At 43.1% G+C, this 21,019-nt stretch carries 20 protein-coding genes; 8 read left to right on the forward strand and 12 right to left on the reverse strand.

What is annotated here, in order from left to right; genetic code table 11:
• From NXS07_RS14955 to NXS07_RS14965, 3 genes are all read left to right on the forward strand, one after another.
• The coding region (locus NXS07_RS14955) for a hypothetical protein (protein ID WP_258087047.1) at positions 1 to 208 on the forward strand (208 nt) is incomplete at its 5' end.
• Positions 205 to 507, forward strand: a complete 303-nt coding sequence (locus tag NXS07_RS14960) for a hypothetical protein (protein WP_258087048.1) — start codon at positions 205 to 207, stop codon at positions 505 to 507. The genes NXS07_RS14955 and NXS07_RS14960, both read left to right, overlap by 4 nt.
• A gap of 49 nt (positions 508 to 556) precedes the next feature.
• Positions 557 to 826 carry a type VI secretion system PAAR protein gene (locus NXS07_RS14965; protein ID WP_258087049.1) on the forward strand — a complete coding sequence of 90 codons (270 nt, stop codon included), beginning with the start codon at positions 557 to 559 and terminating at the stop codon, positions 824 to 826.
• Between the two features lie 1,059 nt (positions 827 to 1,885).
• Here NXS07_RS14965 and NXS07_RS14970 read toward each other — a convergent pair.
• Complete coding sequence (locus tag NXS07_RS14970) at positions 1,886 to 2,455, reverse strand: HutD/Ves family protein (protein WP_038209618.1); 570 nt, start codon at positions 2,453 to 2,455, stop codon at positions 1,886 to 1,888.
• Between the two features lie 126 nt (positions 2,456 to 2,581).
• Positions 2,582 to 4,003, reverse strand: a complete 1,422-nt coding sequence (locus NXS07_RS14975; protein WP_258087050.1) for an aminotransferase-like domain-containing protein — start codon at positions 4,001 to 4,003, stop codon at positions 2,582 to 2,584.
• Positions 4,004 to 4,141: 138 nt separating this feature from the next.
• Between NXS07_RS14975 and NXS07_RS14980 the strand changes: the two genes are divergently transcribed.
• The 4 genes from NXS07_RS14980 to NXS07_RS14995 all read left to right on the forward strand — a co-directional run bounded on the left by NXS07_RS14980 (position 4,142) and on the right by NXS07_RS14995 (position 7,932).
• Complete coding sequence (locus NXS07_RS14980; protein ID WP_258087051.1) at positions 4,142 to 5,479, forward strand: cytochrome ubiquinol oxidase subunit I; 1,338 nt, start codon at positions 4,142 to 4,144, stop codon at positions 5,477 to 5,479.
• The gene (gene cydB, locus NXS07_RS14985) at positions 5,469 to 6,476 is read left to right on the forward strand and encodes a cytochrome d ubiquinol oxidase subunit II (protein ID WP_238127010.1); all 1,008 of its coding nucleotides are present in this window, start codon (positions 5,469 to 5,471) and stop codon (positions 6,474 to 6,476) included. The genes NXS07_RS14980 and cydB overlap by 11 nt, the downstream gene beginning before the upstream one ends.
• Positions 6,457 to 6,615: a DUF2474 domain-containing protein gene (locus tag NXS07_RS14990; RefSeq protein ID WP_071827822.1), complete on the forward strand. Its 159-nt coding sequence runs from the start codon at positions 6,457 to 6,459 to the stop codon at positions 6,613 to 6,615. Before cydB ends, NXS07_RS14990 begins: the two co-directional genes overlap by 20 nt.
• 66 nt (positions 6,616 to 6,681) lie before the next feature.
• Positions 6,682 to 7,932: an ATP-binding protein gene (locus NXS07_RS14995; protein WP_258087052.1), complete on the forward strand. Its 1,251-nt coding sequence runs from the start codon at positions 6,682 to 6,684 to the stop codon at positions 7,930 to 7,932.
• Between the two features lie 73 nt (positions 7,933 to 8,005).
• Here the strand turns inward: NXS07_RS14995 and phoH are convergent, their stop codons facing one another.
• Both phoH and NXS07_RS15005 read right to left on the reverse strand, forming a co-directional pair.
• Positions 8,006 to 8,794, reverse strand: a complete 789-nt coding sequence (gene phoH / locus NXS07_RS15000; RefSeq protein ID WP_258087053.1) for a phosphate starvation-inducible protein PhoH — start codon at positions 8,792 to 8,794, stop codon at positions 8,006 to 8,008.
• A 393-nt stretch (positions 8,795 to 9,187) separates the two neighbouring features.
• On the reverse strand, positions 9,188 to 10,192 hold the full coding sequence (locus NXS07_RS15005) for an endonuclease (protein WP_038213496.1): 1,005 nt from the start codon (positions 10,190 to 10,192) through the stop codon (positions 9,188 to 9,190).
• 291 nt (positions 10,193 to 10,483) lie between these two features.
• Between NXS07_RS15005 and NXS07_RS15010 the strand changes: the two genes are divergently transcribed.
• Positions 10,484 to 10,672, forward strand: a complete 189-nt coding sequence (locus NXS07_RS15010) for a hypothetical protein (RefSeq protein ID WP_038195772.1) — start codon at positions 10,484 to 10,486, stop codon at positions 10,670 to 10,672.
• Positions 10,673 to 10,722: 50 nt separating this feature from the next.
• On the opposite strand, the gene NXS07_RS15015 is transcribed toward NXS07_RS15010, so the two are convergent.
• The 8 genes from NXS07_RS15015 to ada form a co-directional block, all read right to left on the reverse strand.
• Positions 10,723 to 11,160, reverse strand: coding sequence for a universal stress protein (locus NXS07_RS15015; RefSeq protein ID WP_038195770.1), 438 nt, complete (start codon positions 11,158 to 11,160; stop codon positions 10,723 to 10,725).
• Positions 11,161 to 11,271: 111 nt separating this feature from the next.
• Entirely contained in the window at positions 11,272 to 11,700 is a 429-nt protein-coding gene (locus tag NXS07_RS15020; protein WP_038195768.1) for a universal stress protein, read from the reverse strand.
• Between the two features lie 129 nt (positions 11,701 to 11,829).
• Positions 11,830 to 13,086 carry a NupC/NupG family nucleoside CNT transporter gene (locus NXS07_RS15025; protein WP_258087056.1) on the reverse strand — a complete coding sequence of 419 codons (1,257 nt, stop codon included), beginning with the start codon at positions 13,084 to 13,086 and terminating at the stop codon, positions 11,830 to 11,832.
• 118 nt (positions 13,087 to 13,204) lie between these two features.
• Positions 13,205 to 14,149: a pseudouridine-5'-phosphate glycosidase gene (locus NXS07_RS15030; RefSeq protein WP_046336768.1), complete on the reverse strand. Its 945-nt coding sequence runs from the start codon at positions 14,147 to 14,149 to the stop codon at positions 13,205 to 13,207.
• Positions 14,146 to 15,237 (reverse strand): PfkB family carbohydrate kinase, encoded by a 1,092-nt coding sequence (locus tag NXS07_RS15035; protein ID WP_258087054.1) that lies wholly within the window; start codon positions 15,235 to 15,237, stop codon positions 14,146 to 14,148. The genes NXS07_RS15030 and NXS07_RS15035 overlap by 4 nt, the downstream gene beginning before the upstream one ends.
• A 498-nt stretch (positions 15,238 to 15,735) precedes the next feature.
• Positions 15,736 to 17,064 (reverse strand): arginine/agmatine antiporter, encoded by a 1,329-nt coding sequence (gene adiC / locus NXS07_RS15040; RefSeq protein WP_038209591.1) that lies wholly within the window; start codon positions 17,062 to 17,064, stop codon positions 15,736 to 15,738.
• Positions 17,065 to 17,081: 17 nt separating this feature from the next.
• Positions 17,082 to 19,355, reverse strand: a complete 2,274-nt coding sequence (gene adiA, locus NXS07_RS15045; RefSeq protein ID WP_258087055.1) for an arginine decarboxylase — start codon at positions 19,353 to 19,355, stop codon at positions 17,082 to 17,084.
• Between the two features lie 310 nt (positions 19,356 to 19,665).
• Complete coding sequence (ada, locus tag NXS07_RS15050; protein ID WP_046336772.1) at positions 19,666 to 20,739, reverse strand: bifunctional DNA-binding transcriptional regulator/O6-methylguanine-DNA methyltransferase Ada; 1,074 nt, start codon at positions 20,737 to 20,739, stop codon at positions 19,666 to 19,668.
• Between the last annotated feature and the right edge of the window lie 280 nt (positions 20,740 to 21,019).

Genomic DNA, 21,019 nt, shown 5'->3' on the forward strand with positions numbered 1-21,019 from the left:
TCAGATTAATTTTCATGAGCGCGATCATGATCTGATACAAATGAAAAATCAAGCATCTTCAATGACGACGGATATATTCATAAAATCACCACAGATTATAAAGGTGAATATAAACAGGATAATTTTCTCAAAGCCCGAGAAAAATATCCTGATAACGCCAAAGGAAGATATAAGCTTTTCAAAATCAGTGAAGAGCAGTATGAATTGATAGAAATAAAGCAAAAAGAGAAGTATTTACAAAAACTTGATTTATTTCTGCTATCTGAGTTGGCAGAACTGAGAAAAAGCATCAGTATCGTCAATTCAATACCATTTTTAGCTTTTTTCTATGATTATCTGCTTGCCGAAAAAATCACAGATACCCGTTCTATGGAAGGAATTCTTAAGAAAGTTATCAGAGAAGATGATTTTGATATTGATCATTTTGACAAATCACTCTTATCCAATCTTGTTGATGATGGAACTCCCGGCTGGTATAGAGCCAAAAAGTTTATTGATAGTATTTAAGAATGTTAAATATGCTTCCTCTTTTCTAACCACAACGGAGAAAAATAGTATGGGAAATGCAGTCAAAATCGGGGATATCGGCACAGAGCACGGTGATTGCCCGGCGACGCCAGTCATTACCGGCGCCAGCAGTGTCAAGGTTGATGGTGCCTATCTTGCCCGGCAGGGAGATGCTCTGCAATCACACTCGTCTCATTCACGGGCGATAGCAGGCGGCTCAGGTTCAGTTTTTATCGAAGGAAAGCCTGCCGCTAGGACAGGCGACGCAGTTAACTGTGGTGGTGTTGTTATTGGCGGTGGCAGTGTAAATATTGGTTGAGGGTATTTGAGAAAGCATATATGTACATATCTAGATCGATACGAAGAGAATTTGCAGTTTATGAACAATCGCTAACTCACATTTCTTAACTCTGCTTTATCAAAAGCAATTAATTTATCGTCAAAATGAATATAAAATGGAACCTATCAACGAAAAGGAAAAAACATTGTTAATAGCACTTAATGATAATATTAATTTTAACAAAAGAATCAATTAAAAAATTAGTTAACTTACTAAAATGTAATTACAATTTAGGTAATAGTGATATATATGAACATGATAAAATATCTTATAAAACAGAAGGCGAAAGTGCTAATCTTTATTCTAATAATATTTAGCCCTTACGTTTATTAAAAAAATAAAACAGAAATAATTGATTTAACAGGCCTAGAATTAACTGAAAGCAATGATAAAGACATTATTAATGAATGTAAAAAATGGAACTTAAGTAAAGAAAATGTAGATAAAATATTTAAGATCAGCAAGGAATATAAAGATTATCCATATAGTATTTTCTATCAAACTCCATGTAATATAAATGGAAAAGCACAAATAAGTAATGAAGTATGGAATTTTTATATCAATGGTGTCGGGATGATTACGTTCGAAAATAAAAACAAAATTATCTTCTTAGGTTGCGAATCAAAAAAATGTGAACCTTTCTTTATTTTACCTTTCGATGGAATGAACCCATAATGATAATCCATAATCAAGATTGAAAATTTTATTTCAATCTTGATTATGGATTCGGCGTATGAATACAAATAGATAATGTATTATGACAGAATGGAATTTTATTTTTCCATATGAAAGGTTTAAAACCACGGTCTTTAGACGGTGACTTTGACTTTAATTCTTTGACCTATGCGCGTTTACGAGGTACGTGGTTCGACGACTTTCAGTCGTCGGCACCGAAGTGCGCTAACCCACCTACTTCAGTAGGTGGTAGTTAAGTTTGCATGAAAAATATCCGGGAATGGATTTAGCCTATATACCCATTTATCTTTCAAGTAGCGGCCTGACATTACACCAAGCCGCATCCGGTAAGTATTTCAATAATCACCCAATCGGGCGTAAATCAACCCACAATAACTGGCTATCCGCCACCAGCGGCTTAATTGAACCTTCCCGTATATCTGGCAGCCACCAGGCTCCTTGCCCGAAAGCAAGCTGAACACAATCTGAGCCCGTCATTTCCCAACGGCCTTTTAAAACATAAAGCACACCACTGTGAGAAGTCGGTAAAAGATGCTCATGGGATATCACCGAAATTTCGGAAGCCCAGCAAGAGCGACGCGTCATGATATTGAAACACTGGACAGAGCCATCCAACAATTCAGCATGCCCGCGAATATCGCCAGAAAAATGGAAGGGTGTCATTTTTTTCACCAGTTCGTGCTCAAGAAAACCCGGACTGGTCAATCTGATCCCTTTTCCCTTCAATAAGACAATGGAGCGGTCAATATCAGGAAACTGCCCCAATACTTCACTTTCATAAATTGACGTGAAACAGGCTCGCCAAGCGAAATCATCAGAAACTGGCCAACAGACAATGTCCCTTGTTTCGCCTGTCCCACCTGACCATTGCGTTCTTGGTAACGTTGCATAATCGAAATATTTCATTTTCATGCCACCTCCTCACCACTCTTAAGCCCTGTGTATATTCCCAGAAGACGGTTAACGTCGAATTGTTAACTCCAACATTCGCAAATAATTCTGCCTACGACAACATAGAGATAATTGAAATGTGATTGATTACCCGCATTCCCTTAATAGCGTATGACACAAGTCTGCCAAAGTTTTCATTGCTGAAGCCTGCACGTCATTCCATGCAAATGACGTGTTCAAGCGAAAGGCGTGATCAAACTGAGAACTGGTAGAAAACATGCTGCCCGGAGCAATACTGATCCCTTTGGCCAGCGCCAGTCGATACAACCGGTTAGCATTGAAAGGCGGTTCAAACTCCAGCCACAGGAAATAACCGCCACGTGCACTGTTCACTTTCACCGAGTCAGGAAAATATTCACTGATCGCCCGTAAAACCTGACTTTGCCGCTGTTCCAACTGACGCCGCAGCCGCCGCAGGTGGTTATCATATCCCCCGTGAGCCAGATATTCCGCAACCGCCAATTGTGTTGGTGCGCTGGCTGAAACCGTGCTCATCATCTGCAATTGCTGAATTTTCCCTGCGTGCTTGCCTGCTGCAACCCAGCCCACGCGATATCCGGGAGCAAGGCATTTTGAAAATGATGAACAGTGCATGAAATTATTTTCTTTATCCCATGCTTTGATTGGCATCGGCGGTTCTTGATCGAAATACAGTTCACCATAAACATCATCTTCAATCAGGGCAATATGACTACTATTCAAAATCTCCACCAGCCGCTGTTTATTTTCAGATGGCATCGTGTTGCACAATGGATTTTGGAAACGAGACATCAACCAGCAAGCTTTTATCGGGTATTTCTGCACGATCTCTTCCAGTGCATCCAAATCAATGCCTGTCCGCGGATCGGTTTTAATCGCGATAGCTTTCAGGCGCAGGCGCTCTATGGCCTGCAACGCACCATAAAAAGCGGGCGATTCAATCACCACCCAATCTCCCGGTGAGGTCACGGATTGTAGGCTAAAACTTAATGATTCCATTGCCCCCGTAGTGATCACGATCTCATCAGGAGACACATGAATGCCGTGGGCGGCATAACGACGGGAAATATTACGCCGCAACTTCTCATTGCCAGGCGGCAAATTCTCCAACGAACTATGAGGAACAAAGCGACGGGCAACTGAGGCCAGTATTTTGGATAATTTTGGCTCGTTCAGTAGGGAAGGATCGGGAAATGCCGAGCCAAAAGGCACGATTTTGGGGTCTTTGCACGCCTGCAACACATCAAAAATAGAGGCGCTGATCTCTACACTTTCGCTTAAATGCAGGCCTTTTCCGCCTTTTGCTGCCGCAAACTGCGTTAACCGGGTGGCCACATAATAGCCAGATTGCGGACGAGCCACGATCCAACCCTGACTTTCCAGCAATTGATAGGCTTCCAGCACCGTCATCAAGCTTAATCCTGATGATTTCACCGATTCCCGCAGTGATGGCAACTTGTCGCCCACCTGCCAAATATCATCCTCTATTTGCTGGCGGATCGCCCCAGCCAATTGTTCGTAACGTGTCATATCGCCTGACCTTTGGTAAAACTGTTATAGGTAATAAACAGATGATTGTCACTATTATACCCTAAATTCCTGTGTTTTACTTATCCACACCTTCTAACTTCATCGCCCCATATGATTCAACTAAAATAAGAGGTCACTATGTTTGGGTTAAGTGCCCTTGAACTCGCAAGGATACAGTTTGCCTTCACGATTTCTTTTCACATTATTTTTCCTGCCATTACGATAGGCCTGGCCAGTTTTCTAGCCTTATTGGAAGGGCTATGGCTAAAGACACACAATACAGACTACAAAACGTTATACCACTTCTGGTCGAAAATTTTTGCAGTTAATTTCGGTATGGGAGTAGTTTCTGGTTTAGTGATGGCCTATCAATTCGGCACCAACTGGAGTTTTTTCTCCGAATTTGCCGGCAGTATTACGGGCCCGTTGCTAGTCTATGAAGTGTTGACCGCGTTTTTCCTTGAAGCAGGATTTCTTGGCGTCATGCTGTTTGGCTGGAGTCGGGTTGGCGAAAGGCTGCATTTTTTCGCCACTTGCATGGTTGCCCTCGGTACAATTATCTCCACATTCTGGATCTTGGCCTCCAACAGTTGGATGCAGACACCGCAGGGCCATGAAATCATCAATAATCAAATCGTTCCTGTTGACTGGTTTGCCGTGATTTTCAACCCCTCCTTTCCTTATCGTCTACTGCATATGGGAACCGCTGCGTTTCTCGCATCAGCGTTCTTCATTGCAGCCTCCGCTGCGTGGCACCTGCTGAAAGGCAATGATTCCTCCGCCATGAAGAAAATGCTGTCAATGGCAATGTGGCTGATTCTGATCATCGCCCCGTTGCAGGCCATCATTGGTGATTTTCATGGCTTGAATACCCTGAAATATCAGCCAGCCAAAGTTGCCGCAATGGAGGGGCATTGGGAAAACCGTCCCGGCGAAGCTACTCCGCTGATCCTCTTCGGCATTCCAAATCAGGAAGCAGAAGAAACTCGCTATGCCGTCAAAATTCCTTATCTTGCCAGCCTAATCCTGACACACAGTCCGGATAAACAGGTTCCGGCATTGAAAGAATTTGCACCCGAAGATCGCCCCAATGTCTTTATGGTGTTCTGGTCATTTCGTGTCATGGTTGGGCTGGGAATATTGATGATTGTGGCGGGCGTTTGGGGATTGTTACTACGTTACAAAAAGCGATTATATGAAAACAGGACGTTTCTCCGGTTTATATTCTTAATGGCACCTTCGGGTCTTATCGCCATTCTGGCCGGTTGGTTTACCACGGAGATTGGCCGCCAGCCGTGGGTTGTATATGGCTTAATGCGTACCAAAGATGCGGTATCGGCACATGGCGAGATCCACATGAGCATCAGCCTGCTTATTTTCTTCGTCGTTTATGCTGCCGTCTTTGGTGTTGGTTACGCCTATATGATGAAACTGATCCGCAAAGGCCCCAACAAGGAGTTAACAAATGGGCATTGATCTTCCCCTGATTTGGTTTCTGATCATTATATTCAGTACCATGATGTACATCGTGATGGACGGTTTTGACCTCGGCATCGGCATTTTGTATCCTATGATGAAGGGGCAGTCAGACCGCGATTTAATGATGAATTCCGTAGCACCGGTCTGGGATGGCAATGAAACTTGGCTGGTGCTGGGCGGGGCGGCGCTGTTCGGCGCTTTTCCTTTGGCGTATGCGGTGATCTTGGATGCACTGGCAATCCCGCTGACTATCATGCTCTTAGGGCTGATATTCCGTGGTGTCGCTTTTGAGTTTCGTTTTAAAGCCACGCCAGAACATCAGCACATCTGGGACAAAGCATTTATTTCTGGTTCAATCATCGCCACTTTTACGCAAGGAATGGTGGTTGGCGCGGTGATTGAAGGCTTTCCGGTCGAGAACCGCACCTATATTGGAGGGGCTTTCGATTGGTTTGCCCCATTCCCGCTATTCTGCGGCTTTGGTCTGGTTGTCGCTTATGCGTTGCTGGGATGTGGCTGGCTGGTGATGAAAACCGAAGGCCACCTGCAACAGCAGATGTATCGCATTCTGCGCCCGCTGACGCTGCTGATGCTGGCCGTCATCAGCATTATCAGCCTCTGGACCCCCATCGCACATCAAGCCATTGCCGAACGCTGGTTCAGCCTGCCTAATTTGCTGTTCTTTATACCCGTACCGCTACTCGTTATAGGGTCAAGCTGGAAGCTCCTGCAAGCTAACGAGAACACCAGCCATTACACCCCATTTCTGGCTGCATTACTGCTGATATTCATGGGGTTCAGTGGATTAGGGATCAGTATCTGGCCAAATATCATCCCGCCGATGATTGGTTATCAAGAAGCGGCCGCCCCACCGCAATCACTGGGCTTTATGCTGGTCGGCGCCCTGTTCATCATCCCAATCATACTGGTCTACACCTTTTGGAGTTATTATGTCTTCCGAGGAAAAATTACCCATGAACAAGGTTATCACTGAGTCCGATCCTCCCCGCCCTTCCCTCTGGAAACGGCTGGGTTGGCTGGTCACCATCTGGCTTGGCAGTGTGCTGGCACTTTACGCCGTCTCTTCGCTATTTCGTATCTTAATGACAACAGCGGGAATGAAAGTTAAGTGATAATTAACCTATTTTAATTAATTGAGCTAAGGTTTTGATCAGGAAAACGGAAGGATTGTTTAACTGATGAAAACTTTCTCTGACAGTCCAATAGTAGCAACAGGCTGGTTATGTGGCGCAGCCATCACCATCAATTTGTCTGTGCTGCTATTTCTTGGTTTGAATACCCCGCTCACCTTGCCCGGAAAGCTGTGGGTCATCTTTGATATCCTGAGTATCCTGTGCCTTTTAAGCTTGCTGTATAAAGCCGATATGATTTCACTCCAGATGGCATCATTTTGCAAAATAAAACAGAGAAAGATAACTGTCTTGAAACGGGATAGACAATACCTGCGTTTTCTTATCTCCGTCCATTCTCAACTCAATCTTAATACTTCACTCTCTGATAATTTTCATAGGGTATTTTTCAGACTTAACCAATTCATCCCCTTTGGCGAAGTCAGGATCACGCTTTATCATCCACCGCGTAAGTATCATTTTGAATATCCCCGTAGCCCCTTTGACGTCAATCTTCCTCGGATACAAAAATGGGATTTATATGACAGGCATACTTTTCACGGCATAATTCAAATCAAGATTAATCAAACTCAGATTCTGTCTTCTTATGAACGGGATCTGATCCAGTCTGTTACGGATGCGCTGGCAAAACACCTGTCTCTGAAAAATACCGTGCATCAGCAAATTCAGCAGGGGCTTATCAATGAACGGGAAAATATTTCCAGAGAATTACATGACACAGTGGCACAATCATTTCTATTTCTGAAAATTCAGATTAACAGCCTGCATGTGCGCCACGATAAATTCTCCCGACAGGCCTTAATCGCCTTGCGGATCATAAAAGAGGAGATAACTTTAGCCAGTCAGCAATTAAGGGAAATGCTGGCCACATTGCGGGCAGAAAAAAACCATTATGACCTGTATGAATCCCTGCAATCCCTGATAAAAGGATTCAATCATCGGCTGGGATTCCAGATTGAATTTTATTATCGGCTTACTCACCAGATTATTCCTATCGGCCACCGCCGTCATTTGGCGCAGATTATTCGTGAGGCCTTAAATAACTGTTATAAACATGCTGACGCGAGTTGGATCAGTATTCGCATCTATCCGATAGGCAAAAATATTATCACGATTATCAGTGATAATGGCCGCGGCATCCATCAGGAGCAAATTAAGGCTCAATTTGGTCTCGCTATCATGCGGGAACGGGTCACTCTCATTTCAGGGCAAATAAAAATCAAAAAACGCAAAAAAGGCGGCACAGAAATTGAAATTCAATTTCCGCTGCAAGATGAGCTGAGTAATATAAAAAAATAAAAACGACTATTAGGCTTCATTAAAGTAAATAATTAATGCTAAGGCTTCTGCTGATAAAATGCTTCAGTCACTATCAACGATAAGCCAGCAATGCTTTCTGACACAATCTGGAACGAACACAGTCTTCCTGAGAAAAATGAATCACACTAATCGCTTCATCATCAGAAAACCGCTCCAGTGCATCCATCAGCCCAGATGTAATACACTCCGGCAAGTCACACTGGCTCACATCACCATTAACAATTACGGTAACATTTTCTCCCAGCCGGGTTAAAAACATTTTCATTTGATTGACTGTCACATTCTGCGCTTCATCAAGGATCACAAACGCATTTTCAAATGTTCTTCCACGCATGTAAGCAAAAGGGGCTATCTCTACTTTCCCTATTTCAGGGCGCAGACAATATTGTAAAAACGAAGCGCCCATCCGTTTTAATAAAACGTCATAAACCGGACGAAAATAAGGTGCAAATTTTTCAGCCATGTCACCCGGCAGAAAGCCGAGATCTTCTTCTGCCTGCAATACCGGACGCGTTACAATGATTTTATCAATCTCTTTATTGATTAACGCATCAGCCGCCATAACGGTACTGATAAACGTTTTACCGCAACCCGCTGCACCATTGGCAATAACTAACTGCTTATTATTAATTGCCCGCATATAGCGATGCTGCATTTCATTACGTGGACGAATTTCAGAAGTATCCCTGTTCTCACGCGCCATTCCAATAGCCTCCACTCCGCCAATCGGCACCAATGAAGTCACATTATCATCATTGCGATAACGTGACTGGCGCAGGTCTTTTTTTAACATTCTCCTGACTTCACGACGAGATTTAATCACTGTTTTCTGTCTACCCATAGTCGCACACCTTATCGTTGGCTTCACACTTGCGGTGTTCTATCATCGATAGAATAACTGCGTTATATAAAACAGATACATGGAGCTTCCTTTTCAGCTCATTAAGGCCCATGAAAAAACCGGCGCTAAGATCGCCACCTTTTTATTGGTGGCTCAGATCTCAATCACCGGTTCAATTCCTAACTGAAATACAGTTTCAGTACCTGTCATTAGCATTACTCGCTCATTTCATTTCTGCTGTAATGTAACCTAACGGACTATGATGTCAGTATAATGACAGTTTTTTATTTATGACAATATAAAAGCCTAAATTTTACTGAAACATTTTTTAACTTTTCTTTGATAAAGGATTACTCAGTCATCGTGAAAAATTAATAATCCTGCATTTTCTGGTTACTTTTTACAATGACTCGCCAGACGATATCCCGCTTTTTTAGCTTCGGCTTCTGTTCCAAAATAGACCGCATTTTTATCGGCTATGGTTTTGTAACCAGAACAGTGGGCAAGATGATAAATCTGGCTATTCTTGTTGCCTTTAATTTTTTCACTCTGCGCGGTTTTTACGGTCGGGTTTCTGGCTGGAGCCTGATTGCCAGCCGCTTGAAAGCTATTTTGCTTTTGGACACCATTTTGAGTGCTCGACCCCTGACCTGAATTTTTATGCCCCAGTTCCCATTTCTGGCTACCGGTAACAAATGGGTTATGGTGCCCCATGATCCGGGCGATTTTATTATCTCTTTCCCGTTCCCACCCATCTACTGGATATTGGCGATCCCATGCCATCATAAGTTGCTGCTGCTGACGAGACATCGCAAGGTTATAACGATCGTGCATATAGAAGTAAACTCTGGCAACCACGCCTTTAACTCTATCGCGCGGTTCAAACAGACGTGATTTAAAATCGACTTTACTGCTGCATGCCCCATACATATTTGCCATGTTTCCGGGAACCATTCCGTAAGCGAAATTACTGCGATCGCCATTGACCTCGCCAATCGAAGGCGCCAGATTGTGCATATCCGATTCCATCATGCGAAAAACCGGATCATTCTCAACGCAGTTTTTTCTCCCGCCATTCTGCCAGCACTGCCGCTGGTGTCCAAAGACCCATGCCGGCACCATATGTTCCCATTCAATACGTTCCGCACGTGACTGCTGTGACCTGACCTGATAGCCGCAAGATGCCAGATCAACACGCCCGCCACTCTTACCTACCCATTGCCAGTCACAACCGCAATACAATGTGCCAATTGCTGATTTGGTTTGTCCGCTATAGACATTTTTTCTTGATTCTATTTTCGCCTGCTCAAAGCTGGTCGGCGCACTCCATGCATTAAAAGATACGGTTAATCCGAAAAACAAAAGATAACTTGCCCACAGGCTAATTTTACTATTCAAAATGATACCTATTTACTTATTGTGTATAACATATTGTGCATAACATTCGCCCTATCCTGCCTGACAAGGCAATAAAATGACAAATGTTATTCGTCGAGTGTGTATTAATATTTATTGTTAAACCCATCCATTATTTGGCTTAGTTAATATTAATATTACTTAATTCATAAAATAAGCGGATTTATTCCAATGTTAAACGCCAAAATATCACGTTTATTAAACTATTGAACTCTAATTATTTGAGTAACATTAAACCAACTTAATAATATTTAATTGAATTTAACGGAATAAATGACTATTAGCACTAAAATTGAGCAGCTTGAGCAAGAGTTGCTGGCAGTGGTAAGAAAATATTCAGGGAATGAAGAAGTGACTGTAATTACGACTAACAGCTCAGAAAATAACTTACAGATTCAAGTTATCATTGCTGGTAAAAATCAGTTAGATATCACTCTGAATTCATTTACTGACCAGGCATAAATAAATAACCGTGCAATTCCCTGCACGGTTTTAGGCATATTACCAGATAGTTATCGAACAACCAATACCGAGATATTAGCGTAGGAAACAATGCCCGACGCATTTGAGCCCAGTAAATGGGTTGAAATATCAGGCCGCCTTGAACCTACGATGATTAAATCTGCACCAATTTCACGAGCAGTGGAGAGTACTTTATCTCGTGGAGAACCAAAAGTAACGGAGAACGATACTCTATCTTTCGGTAAATTGATTTTTTCTACGACTTTTTTGAGTTCCTCTTCAGAATTTGTAACGGCTTTTTTAGCAAAAGCGCTCAGCAAATCATAGTGATAGCTGTAATTTACAGAAAACCTTGAGATATCCGGAACGGCGTGAAACAGGTGAATTTTTGCACCGGAGATTTTTGCCAAAAATTCTGCATGTTTAATCGCATTATCAGTGAGTTGATCTTCTGGAATATCTATTGGAACTAAAATCGTTTTATACATACATACTCCCCTGCAATCGAATGTAACTATTGGCCATTACGCTTTTCTAAGTAATCAAGCCGCCATAAAAAACAGCAACAATCATTAATCCATTATTGCCAATAACCCATGTTATCTCACAACTAATACAGAGGTTTTCGCATATCTGACAATCCCCGCCGAGTTAGAACCTAACAGATGGGTCGTAATATTCGGCCGCCTTGAACCAATGACGATCAAATCGGCTTCAATCTCATCAGCCGTGGAGGTAATTTCGTCTCGTGGTGAGCCAAAAGAAATTGAATAGGAAATGCGATCGTTCGGTAAATCAATGGAATCTACCAGCATAGCCAATTCCTCTTCGGCCTTGACGGTCGCTTTGTCTTTAATTTCCATATAGCCTAATGCATAAGCATTAATAATTGCGGATGAAATAGGGAGTACATGTAGAATATGTAACTTAGCACCTGTTTCTCTGGCGATATCAAGCGCACAGCGAACAGCCTTACTCGTTAGTTCTTCTTCTGAAATATCTACCGGTACTAAAATAGTTCTGTACATATGCACGCTCCTATTATTCAAATACCAAGCCTAGTTGATTTCCCGATGGTACAGGGATCCAGCATAACTTACTGTGAGTTATCTAACACCTCAACATGTTAGCGCCAATAGCGGTTAATAGATAGGCGTTTAACCTGCCAAATTAATGAACAAGCCGGCAATTGTTGCACTCATCAGATTGGACAGTGTTGCTGCCAGTAGTGCCCTCAGACCCAGCCTTGCAATGTCTGAAGCTCTTTCGGGTACTACCGCTGTAAATGCACCGACAACAACCGCTATCGAACCAAAATTGGCAAAGCCACAAAGCGCGAACGAAATAACCGCGATAGTTTTGGTATCCAGAAGAACCGCAGGATCTTTTAAATAAGGGGAAAAGTTCACATAAGCCACAAATTCGTTGATTGCTAATTTTTGTCCAATCAAACTCCCTGCCAGATCAGTATGCTCCCAGTTAACCCCCATGATATAAGCCAAAGGCGAAAAGAGATAACCCAGCAGGCTCTGCATACTTAGACCCGTCAGGCCGAATAACTCGCCAATACCGCCGATTACGCCATTGATTAGCGCTATCAGGGCAACAAATGCCATCACTACCGTTGCGACGCCAACAGCAATTTTCAATCCTAACATAGCACCTCCGGCAGCCGCTTCGATAATGCTGGCCGGACGCGTCTCACTGAATGAGATCTGTTCAAACTGTACTTGTGAAGGCTCCGTGGCAGGACTGAGCAAACGAGCAAACAGAATCCCTCCCGGAATAGCCATCAAAGATGCCGCCAACAGATATTCTATCGGTACGCCCAATCCTGCATAACCCACCAGCATCGATCCGGCAATTGAGGCCATACCACTGCATATCACAGTGAAAAGCTCATTGCGGTTCATTTTATTGACAAAAGGTTTTAACACCGCAGGTAATTCATTTTGCCCCAGAAAGATTGTGGTTACTGCAGCAAAGGCTTCCACTTTACTAATTCGCATCGCTTTCTGAAAAGCATATCCCAAAATATTAATGACCCATTTCATGATCCCAATATAATAAAGAATAGATATCAAAGAAGTAATAAAGATAATAGCGGGCAGTACCTGAAATGCGAAAACAAACCCTGCTCCATCAAATAATTCATTCATTTTCGGCCCGACTAAACTCCCGAAGATAAATGAACTGCCAGCGGAACTATAAGAAATAACGGCATTAATGCCATTGGCAATGTTATTAATTAACCATTTACCGGCGGGAATATACAGCATTATTGCGCCAAGGCTGACTTGAAGCAATAATGCAGCGCCTACCGTACGCAAGCTAATTCTTTTTTTATTGACAGAGAACAAATATCCAACCAGAAGAAGTATTACTATTCCCATTAAACTGCGTAAAATATCCATCATTATATTCCCATTGTTTTTTAGCCAGCCTAAAAAAATCCCAAGGGATATTACCCTGTTTTCTTTCAGGCTGGCACTTATTTTATTGTAACGTTGGATAAGATATATCGGATGATATTTACTGGTGCTTATTTATTGCTTGATAAGCAATGGCAATTTGCGCTGCCAGTTTCGCATTATTGAAAACCAGTTCGATATTTGCCTGTAAACTTTCACCGCCCGTCAATTCCGATACTCTGGTCAGCAGGAATGGAGTACTCTCTTTGCCATGAATTCCCTGTTCCTGCGCCTCTCGGACAGCCTGTTCAATGGCGGCATTGATTTGAACTTCCGGCATAGCAAATGGCTCAGGGATGGGGTTGGCGATCACCAGTCCTCCTCTCAGCCCCGAATTCCATTTTGCTTTCATCACATGGGCTATCTGTTGGGGATTTTCAAGCGTCACACTCACCGGAAATGGGCTGGTACGGCAGAAAAATGCCGGCAATTTTTCGGTTTGATATCCTACGAGTGGCACGCCATGTGTTTCCAGATATTCGGTCGTTAATCCCAAATCAAGAATGGATTTGGCACCCGCACACACTACTGCCACGTTGGTAATCGCTAATTCCTGCAAATCGGCTGAAATATCAAAAGTGTGTTCAGCACCACGATGAACGCCACCAATCCCTCCCGTTGCAAATACAGCAATGCCGGCCATTTCAGCAATAATCATCGTTGAAGCCACGGTTGTCGCCCCGTGTTTCCCCTCTGCCACGACAAACGGCAGATCACGGCGGCTGACTTTTGCAACTAAATGCCGTTCTTTCCCCAACAACTCAATGTCTTCCTGAAATAATCCTGCTTTCATGCGTCCATTAATAATCGCAATGGTCGCCGGAACTGCCCCATGTTCCCGGATACAGTTTTCAACTTCCAGCGCCGTTTCCACGTTTTGCGGATAAGGCATACCATGAGCAATAATAGTGGATTCCAGCGCCACGACAGGCCGATTATCAGCCAAAGCATGTGCTACTTCCGGAGAAATATCCAAGTATTCATTTAAGACAAGATTTTTTTTCATGATTTTAATTCCAACAGTTTTTTCACTCTACCAAGGGATAAATTGGGGTGATTGGTCAGTTCTGAGGACAAGGTGAGCGCAGAGCACCCTTGTGCGAAACGAATGCTGTCTTCCAATGTCATGCCTTCCAGCCAGCAATGGGCAAGCCCTGCCATCATTGCATCTCCCGCACCATTGGCATTGACAATGGTGATGGGAATGGCAGGTGAGCAACCCGCTATTCCCGCTATTTCACTGTAATATACGCCTGCTGTTCCCATGCTCAGAGCCAGCCTCTGAACACCTTGCTGATGGAACCAGTTTGCGGTGTCAGCCGCATCTGCCAATGTGACAATTTTGATTCCGCTGAGTATTTCTGCTTCAAATCGATTGGGTTTCAGGGTATGGATATGCGATAACCAATGGCGAATTTTAGTGGCTTTGAATGTTGATACCGTATCAACAAAGATTGGGATACTTCCGGCATGACTGAATAGCCACTCTAATGATTCTTCCGTCAAATTACAGTCAATAATCAATACCCCTGCATTCTGGATTAAGGCTTTCGATTGAGATAATAAGGCCGGCGTCAGTTTTTCCAGAATATTCATGTCATTAATAGCTAACCGCATTTCTCCGCTGTCATCAATCACTGAATTGTAGGTTGATGTCGTTTCACCATATAATTTATGGAAATAATCAACATAAACACCCGCTAACTTCGTCTGTTCGAATAATGTTTTGCCATAAAAATCATTACCAATAACAGAAATTAAATAGCTTTCACTGCCTAATAAAGCGATGTTATGGGCAATATTGCGGCCAACGCCACCCGCCGTGGATTGAATTTTCCCCGGATTAGAATCTTCATAGATTAATTCTGCGAATGCATAGCTGGTAACATCCATATTGGCTGCACCAACCGTAACAGAATACCTATTGTCAGACAGAATATAGCCTTTACCTTTTATATGCCCCTTCTTGCTCAGGTTCATAATATGCCCCGCAACACATGAACGGCTAATTCCAAGAATATCGGCAATTTCTTGCTGCTGAATAAAAGGATCTCGCCTGAGGAGGTGCAATATCTGTTTTTCCCGATTCGCCATTTCATGTCCTTACTTATGTTTTGAACATGAGACTTTTCTATGGCATCACTGGCAGGCAGTAAAGTGCATTTACATTATTTGTTGTCATTATGGGAAAGAGATCGTAAGTCTCATGAAAGGCTTTTCACATTGGATAAATTTGACATAAATCACGTTTAATTAACTTATAATTTACAATAGTAAGGAATTTAATTCTTATTAATCGAACCAGTAATAATTTATTTAAGTTATAATAACAATAAAAACAATCATATTGATAAAGAACAGAACTAAACAAACATTTGTTTGTTTCTCCAGAAATGTTGATTTTTTAAACAAACGGCGGGTGGCTTGTTACATCAAAAGGTGAGTTTTATCACAAATCGATCTTGATGTGAAATTAGCAGGAATAGTTACTGACTTCATGCACAATTGCGTCGAAAAATCGACAAACCAGCCGACAATAGGCACAAAAAAGGGGCTGATATTTCAGCCCCCTGTGATACCAGCAAACTGACATCAATCATTTTTCTCCAATGGGAAAGGAGCAGGATGTTTTGTGTTGTAGTTAAAAGTATACATAGCCGTGACTATCATCATCACAACCAGCGTCCATACAACTTGTTCAGCGCCTGTTCCCATCACGGCCCAAATACAGTAGGCAAAGGCAATAAAAGTGATCACTATGTAGCGCGGTTTTTCCTGTCTGAAATGTCCATGCCCCAGTAACAGCAGGGCTGCGCAGGTATACAGATAGGGTATCAGGGTAAAAATGACTGAAACAGAAGAGACCAGCCCAAACTCTTTCGCCGCATTCGGGGAAATGCTACTGAATTGGAAGAGAGTCATCAATACACCGAGGATCAGCAGGCCAGCAACCGGGGTTCCCTCCTTGTTCACTTTGCCAAAAATAGCAGGAAACAGACCATCATCGGCGGCAGCCTTAGCGGTCTGTCCAGCGAGCAACGTCCAACCGCCCAGTGATCCTAAACACCCTACCGCCGCACAAAATACGACTATCGCTCCTGCGGTATCACCCAGTGCCAGTCTCGCCGCATCACCAAAAGGCGAAGATGAGAGTTTCAGCGCGGCATTCGGGATCATGCCCATAATCACGCTGCTGGACAAGATGTAGCATACGGCAGCGATAAGTACACCCCCGATGGTCGCGATAGGTACGTTGCGTTTGGGGTTTTTGACCACACCCGCGGCAACCGAGGCACTTTCAACCCCAATGAAAGACCATAACGTCACGTTTAAAATACTTTGGATAGCCCCAAAGGTATTTAGCCCGCTCACGTTCCACGCATCCATATACGTTTTACCGCTGAACCAGAACCAGCCGAATACCGCCGTCGCCACGATCGGGATAAGTGCCAATGTTGTAGCAACAGCCTGTACTCTGGTAATGACATGCGGCCCGATAATATTCAAGAAGACAAATACCCACAGTATCGCGATGCAAGTCATGGTCAGAATGATCGGGTCTTTCAGGATAGCAAAAAAGTAACTGAGATAACCGACGCCAATCACCACCATCGCGATATTGCCGATCCAACAGGCCAGCCAGTACAGGACGTTGGTCTGGTAGCCCAAAAATGGCCCAAAGGCACGTCGAGCATAGGCATAAGACCCCCCCGGGCTATCATCCAGTGAAGAGATCTTGGCATACACCATAGATAGCCCCACCGCACCGATGATCGTGACCAGCCATCCGAGAATGGCAATGCCTCCGGTGGAAGCCAGGCTGGCGGGCAGGAGAAAAACGCCTGATCCCATGATATTGCCCGCAACCATCAACGTAACGGGGATCAATCCGACTTTTTTCATCTCTGAAACCGTAGTCATAATTTAGTTTCCCGTTCTCATTTTTTTATGCACATAACGTGATAAATACCGTTGATAACCTCTGTTCCTTCCGTTTCATGCTCAAATCCGGGAAATTCGTGATCCCATTTTTGCAGGGCATGTAAGTAACCTATTTGCGGGCTGGTTTTATCCCCGAAGTTTTCCCCTGAAAGCAACATCGGAATGCCGGGAGGATATGGAATGATGGAGTTGGCCGCGATACGGTGAGGAAGATCGTCGATCGCTACCATTTCGACGTTGTTGGTCACAATGGCCTGATAAGCTGTTCGAGGGGTCATCGCCATTTCCGGCAGACCGGAATACGCGTGATTCAACTTATCGCCCGGATTATTCTGATGCAAATAAGCAAACATTTTATCGCCCAACTCTTGCAAACCTAAATTGCCATAGACTTCCTGATGTTGATTTACCAGCTCAGGTAAAACCTTACTGAGAGGCGTATTGGCGTCGTAATGATGTTTGAAAGAAAGTAAGGTATTGAGCAATGTTCCCCATTTTCCTTTGGTAATCCCCATTGAAAACAGAAACATAATTTGAAAATCGGTAGTTCGGGTTGGTACGATACCATGCTGGCTTAACCAAGCTGTCACCAGCGCCGCTGGCACACCCCGCTTCAGCAATTGGCCATTATCTCCCATGCCCGGCGCCAAGATACTGACTTTGATTGGATCAAGCATACTCCAGTCATCGGGCAAGTCTTCAAAACCGTGCCAACTGTCTCCTGGGCGCATAGTCCAGCAACTTTGTTCTTTGGTCAGTAAATCTCTTGGGGCATCTTCAAACGCAATTTTTTTGCCCGTCGCGGGATCGGTGACTTTTTCCTGATTCCACGGTTTAAAAAACCAATCGCCCTTTTCGTTGAAATCGCGATGCAAGCGAGCCAATGCCTGACGAAAGTCTACCGCTTCCTCAATCACTTCTTGCGTCAAAGAATAACCGCTATTGCCGTCCATCATGGAAACCGTGATATCGTTTGAGGCGCAAATCGCATAGAGCGGAGAAGTCGTCGCATGCATCATATAGGCTTGATTAAATCTTGAAAAATCAACGGGATTCCGGCCATCCCGCACATGAATGAAAGAGGCTTGTGATAAGGCATTCAGCAACTTATGGGATGAATGGGTGGCAAAAACAGTCGGCCCTGCATGATCCTTCGGATTACCACGCATCGCATAATGATCATGGTAAATCGGGTTAAAACGCGCATAACCGTACCATGCTTCATCAAAATGTATCCTATCAACACTTTTAGCCAGCAATTCCTGTACATGCTTGGCGTTATAACAGACACCATCATAGGTACAGTTTGTCACGACACTATAGGCAGGTTTACGGCTAGCCATGTCTTGAGTCAGTGGGTTCTGTTTCAGTTTTTTCTGGAGTGTTTTTGTCTGCATTTCCTGCGGATAGATGGGACCAATGATGCCATAACGATTGCGGCTCGGTAGCAGATAGACGGGCTTTGCGCCTGTCAGAATAAGCCCCTGTTCGATGGATTTATGGCAGTTGCGGTCAATGATAACAACATCATCTTCGGTCATGCAGGCTTGCATAATCGTGCGGTTAGAGCCTGATGTTCCTACCACAACGGAATAAGAGTGATCAGCGCCAAAGACTCTGGCCGCATTTTTTTCACTTTCGCCAAATGCGCCGGAGTGATCTAATAGCGATCCCAACGAAGCGCGCTCAATTCCCATATCGGTACGAAAGAGATTTTCGCCATAATAGTCATGATAAAGACGACCAACTGGGGTTTTATTAAACCCGACTCCACCCTGATGCCCCGGCGCTGCCCAAGAATACTCATAGATTTGGCTGTATTTCATTAAAGCGGCCATCAAAGGCGGTAATAATTGTTGACGATAACGCTGCATTGCCGCAATTGCCCTGCCTGCAATGAAATCAGCAGAGTCTTCAAGTATCCATGCAAATTCAGTCAACTGTTCCAGCAATTCATGATTTAGCAGAAATACGGTTTTTTCCCGATCACTTAATAAAAATACCGGCACATTTTCCTGGCGTTCAAACAATTTATTTAATAATCGCTGTATTTCTCGATATAAATCATCATCCATCAATGCGCAACTGACCATTAAGCAATCGAACGGCTCATTGGATGCAATTATCGTGTAACTATCATCAAATGAGTCTGCAATAACCACCTCAACATCTCGGTCGGTTAATTTATCCGCCAACCGGTGTACGGCATTTTCAATATAATGACTGTGATATCGTGTACCCACTTCGTTCTTTGCTATCAATACCTTCATGACCTTCTCCTTACTCTATCCCTACTCAAACTGACAAAATAAACTCAGTGTGACTTGGCAATTGCCATTAAATATAGTGGCTATTTTTGATTGTGCCATTCAGGGGCATAGCGGGATGAGGCGTAAGGCTACCCCACGTCATGTGATATATTTTGGTTATCACCTGATAACTATTTTTCATTATTAAGATGACAGTTATTTATTTAATATATTTTTACTGAACACCTGTTATAAAACGGGTGTCCAGTTTTAATACGTTATCTAAAAAATTAATCCGATATATAAGGAAACAAATCAATGTTATTCATTTTCACTCCGCAGCTTCCCGATCAAGTAATAAGCGTTTACGTTCAATCCCCCAGCGATATCCTGAAATATCGCCATCCAATTTAACGACCCGGTGACAAGGAATAGCAACAGCAATTGAATTCTGGCCACACGCATTCGCAACAGCACGCACAGCCCCCGGATTACCGATCATTTCGGCTAATTGGGTATAGCTAATCGTCGTTCCAGTCGGAATAGTGAGAAGCATTTTCCATACACGTTGTTGAAAAACTGTGCCTTGAATATCCAGTGGAAGGTTAAATAGAATGCCTGGTTTTTCAACAAGCTCAATAACCTTTGCAACTACATTCTCAAAATCTAAGTCGCCGCCAATAAATTCAGCTTTAGAAAATTTATCTTGGAGACTATTAAGAAGTTCTGTTGGATTATCACCAAATGAAATAGCGCAAATCCCTTTCAATGAACGGGCGACTAAAATAGTTCCTAGTGAGCACTCGGTAATAGCAAATTGAATTAAAGTATCCTTGCCACCTTTCCGATAGACACTGGGCGTCATACCTAATGAATTATCCGTTGCCGCATAAAATCGGCTACAAGAATTAAAACCGGAATTGTATATAGCATTTGTTATACTTTCATTTTTGTTAATCAATTCGTTATGCATATTCTTAATACGAATAGCGGTACTATATTGTTTTGGCGTCACACCAATGATCTTCTTAAACAGACGGTGGAAAAAATAGGCACTTATTTCTACCTGCATTGAGAGTTCCTCAAGTTTTATATCTCCCCTTCTGTTTTCTATAATCCTACACGCCTTTGTCACTAAGCGTTCATTTTTTGTTGAAATTGATTCACCATTGGGATTACATCGTTTACAGGCGCGATAGTTTTTATTTTCAGCAAATTCACAATTATCAAAAATCTCGATGTGATGAAGCTTAGGAATTCTCGTCGGACAGGATGGACGGCAATAAATTCCTGTTGTTTTAACGGCGTAGACGAAGTGGCCGTCAGCTTTGATGTTTTTCGCCTTTATATCCAACCAACGGGGATCTAATTCAGTTAATAGAGTATTATCTTTGCTCCAAGACATAATTAAGTTCCTTAATTATTTAATAGGATACCTCAGAACTTTCTACTACCCTTTTATTTTACTCCATCGACCTAATATCGTTAGATTAAATACCTAAATAAAGATCCCTCTCACCAAGATTTGCCTGTTTTTTAACATCCTAAAGATAAACTCGATAGACACACACCCTATTTCTTGCTTTCAAATTCAAAAATTTGAACTTTCTAGACGATATCGTCATGAGATTTTCAGCCAAAGAACAAGGCAACGGATTTGCACTGCGGCAAGAAAAGACGCGCTA

It is taken from the genome of Xenorhabdus bovienii, assembly GCF_024721015.1.
Lineage (GTDB): Bacteria > Pseudomonadota > Gammaproteobacteria > Enterobacterales > Enterobacteriaceae > Xenorhabdus > Xenorhabdus bovienii.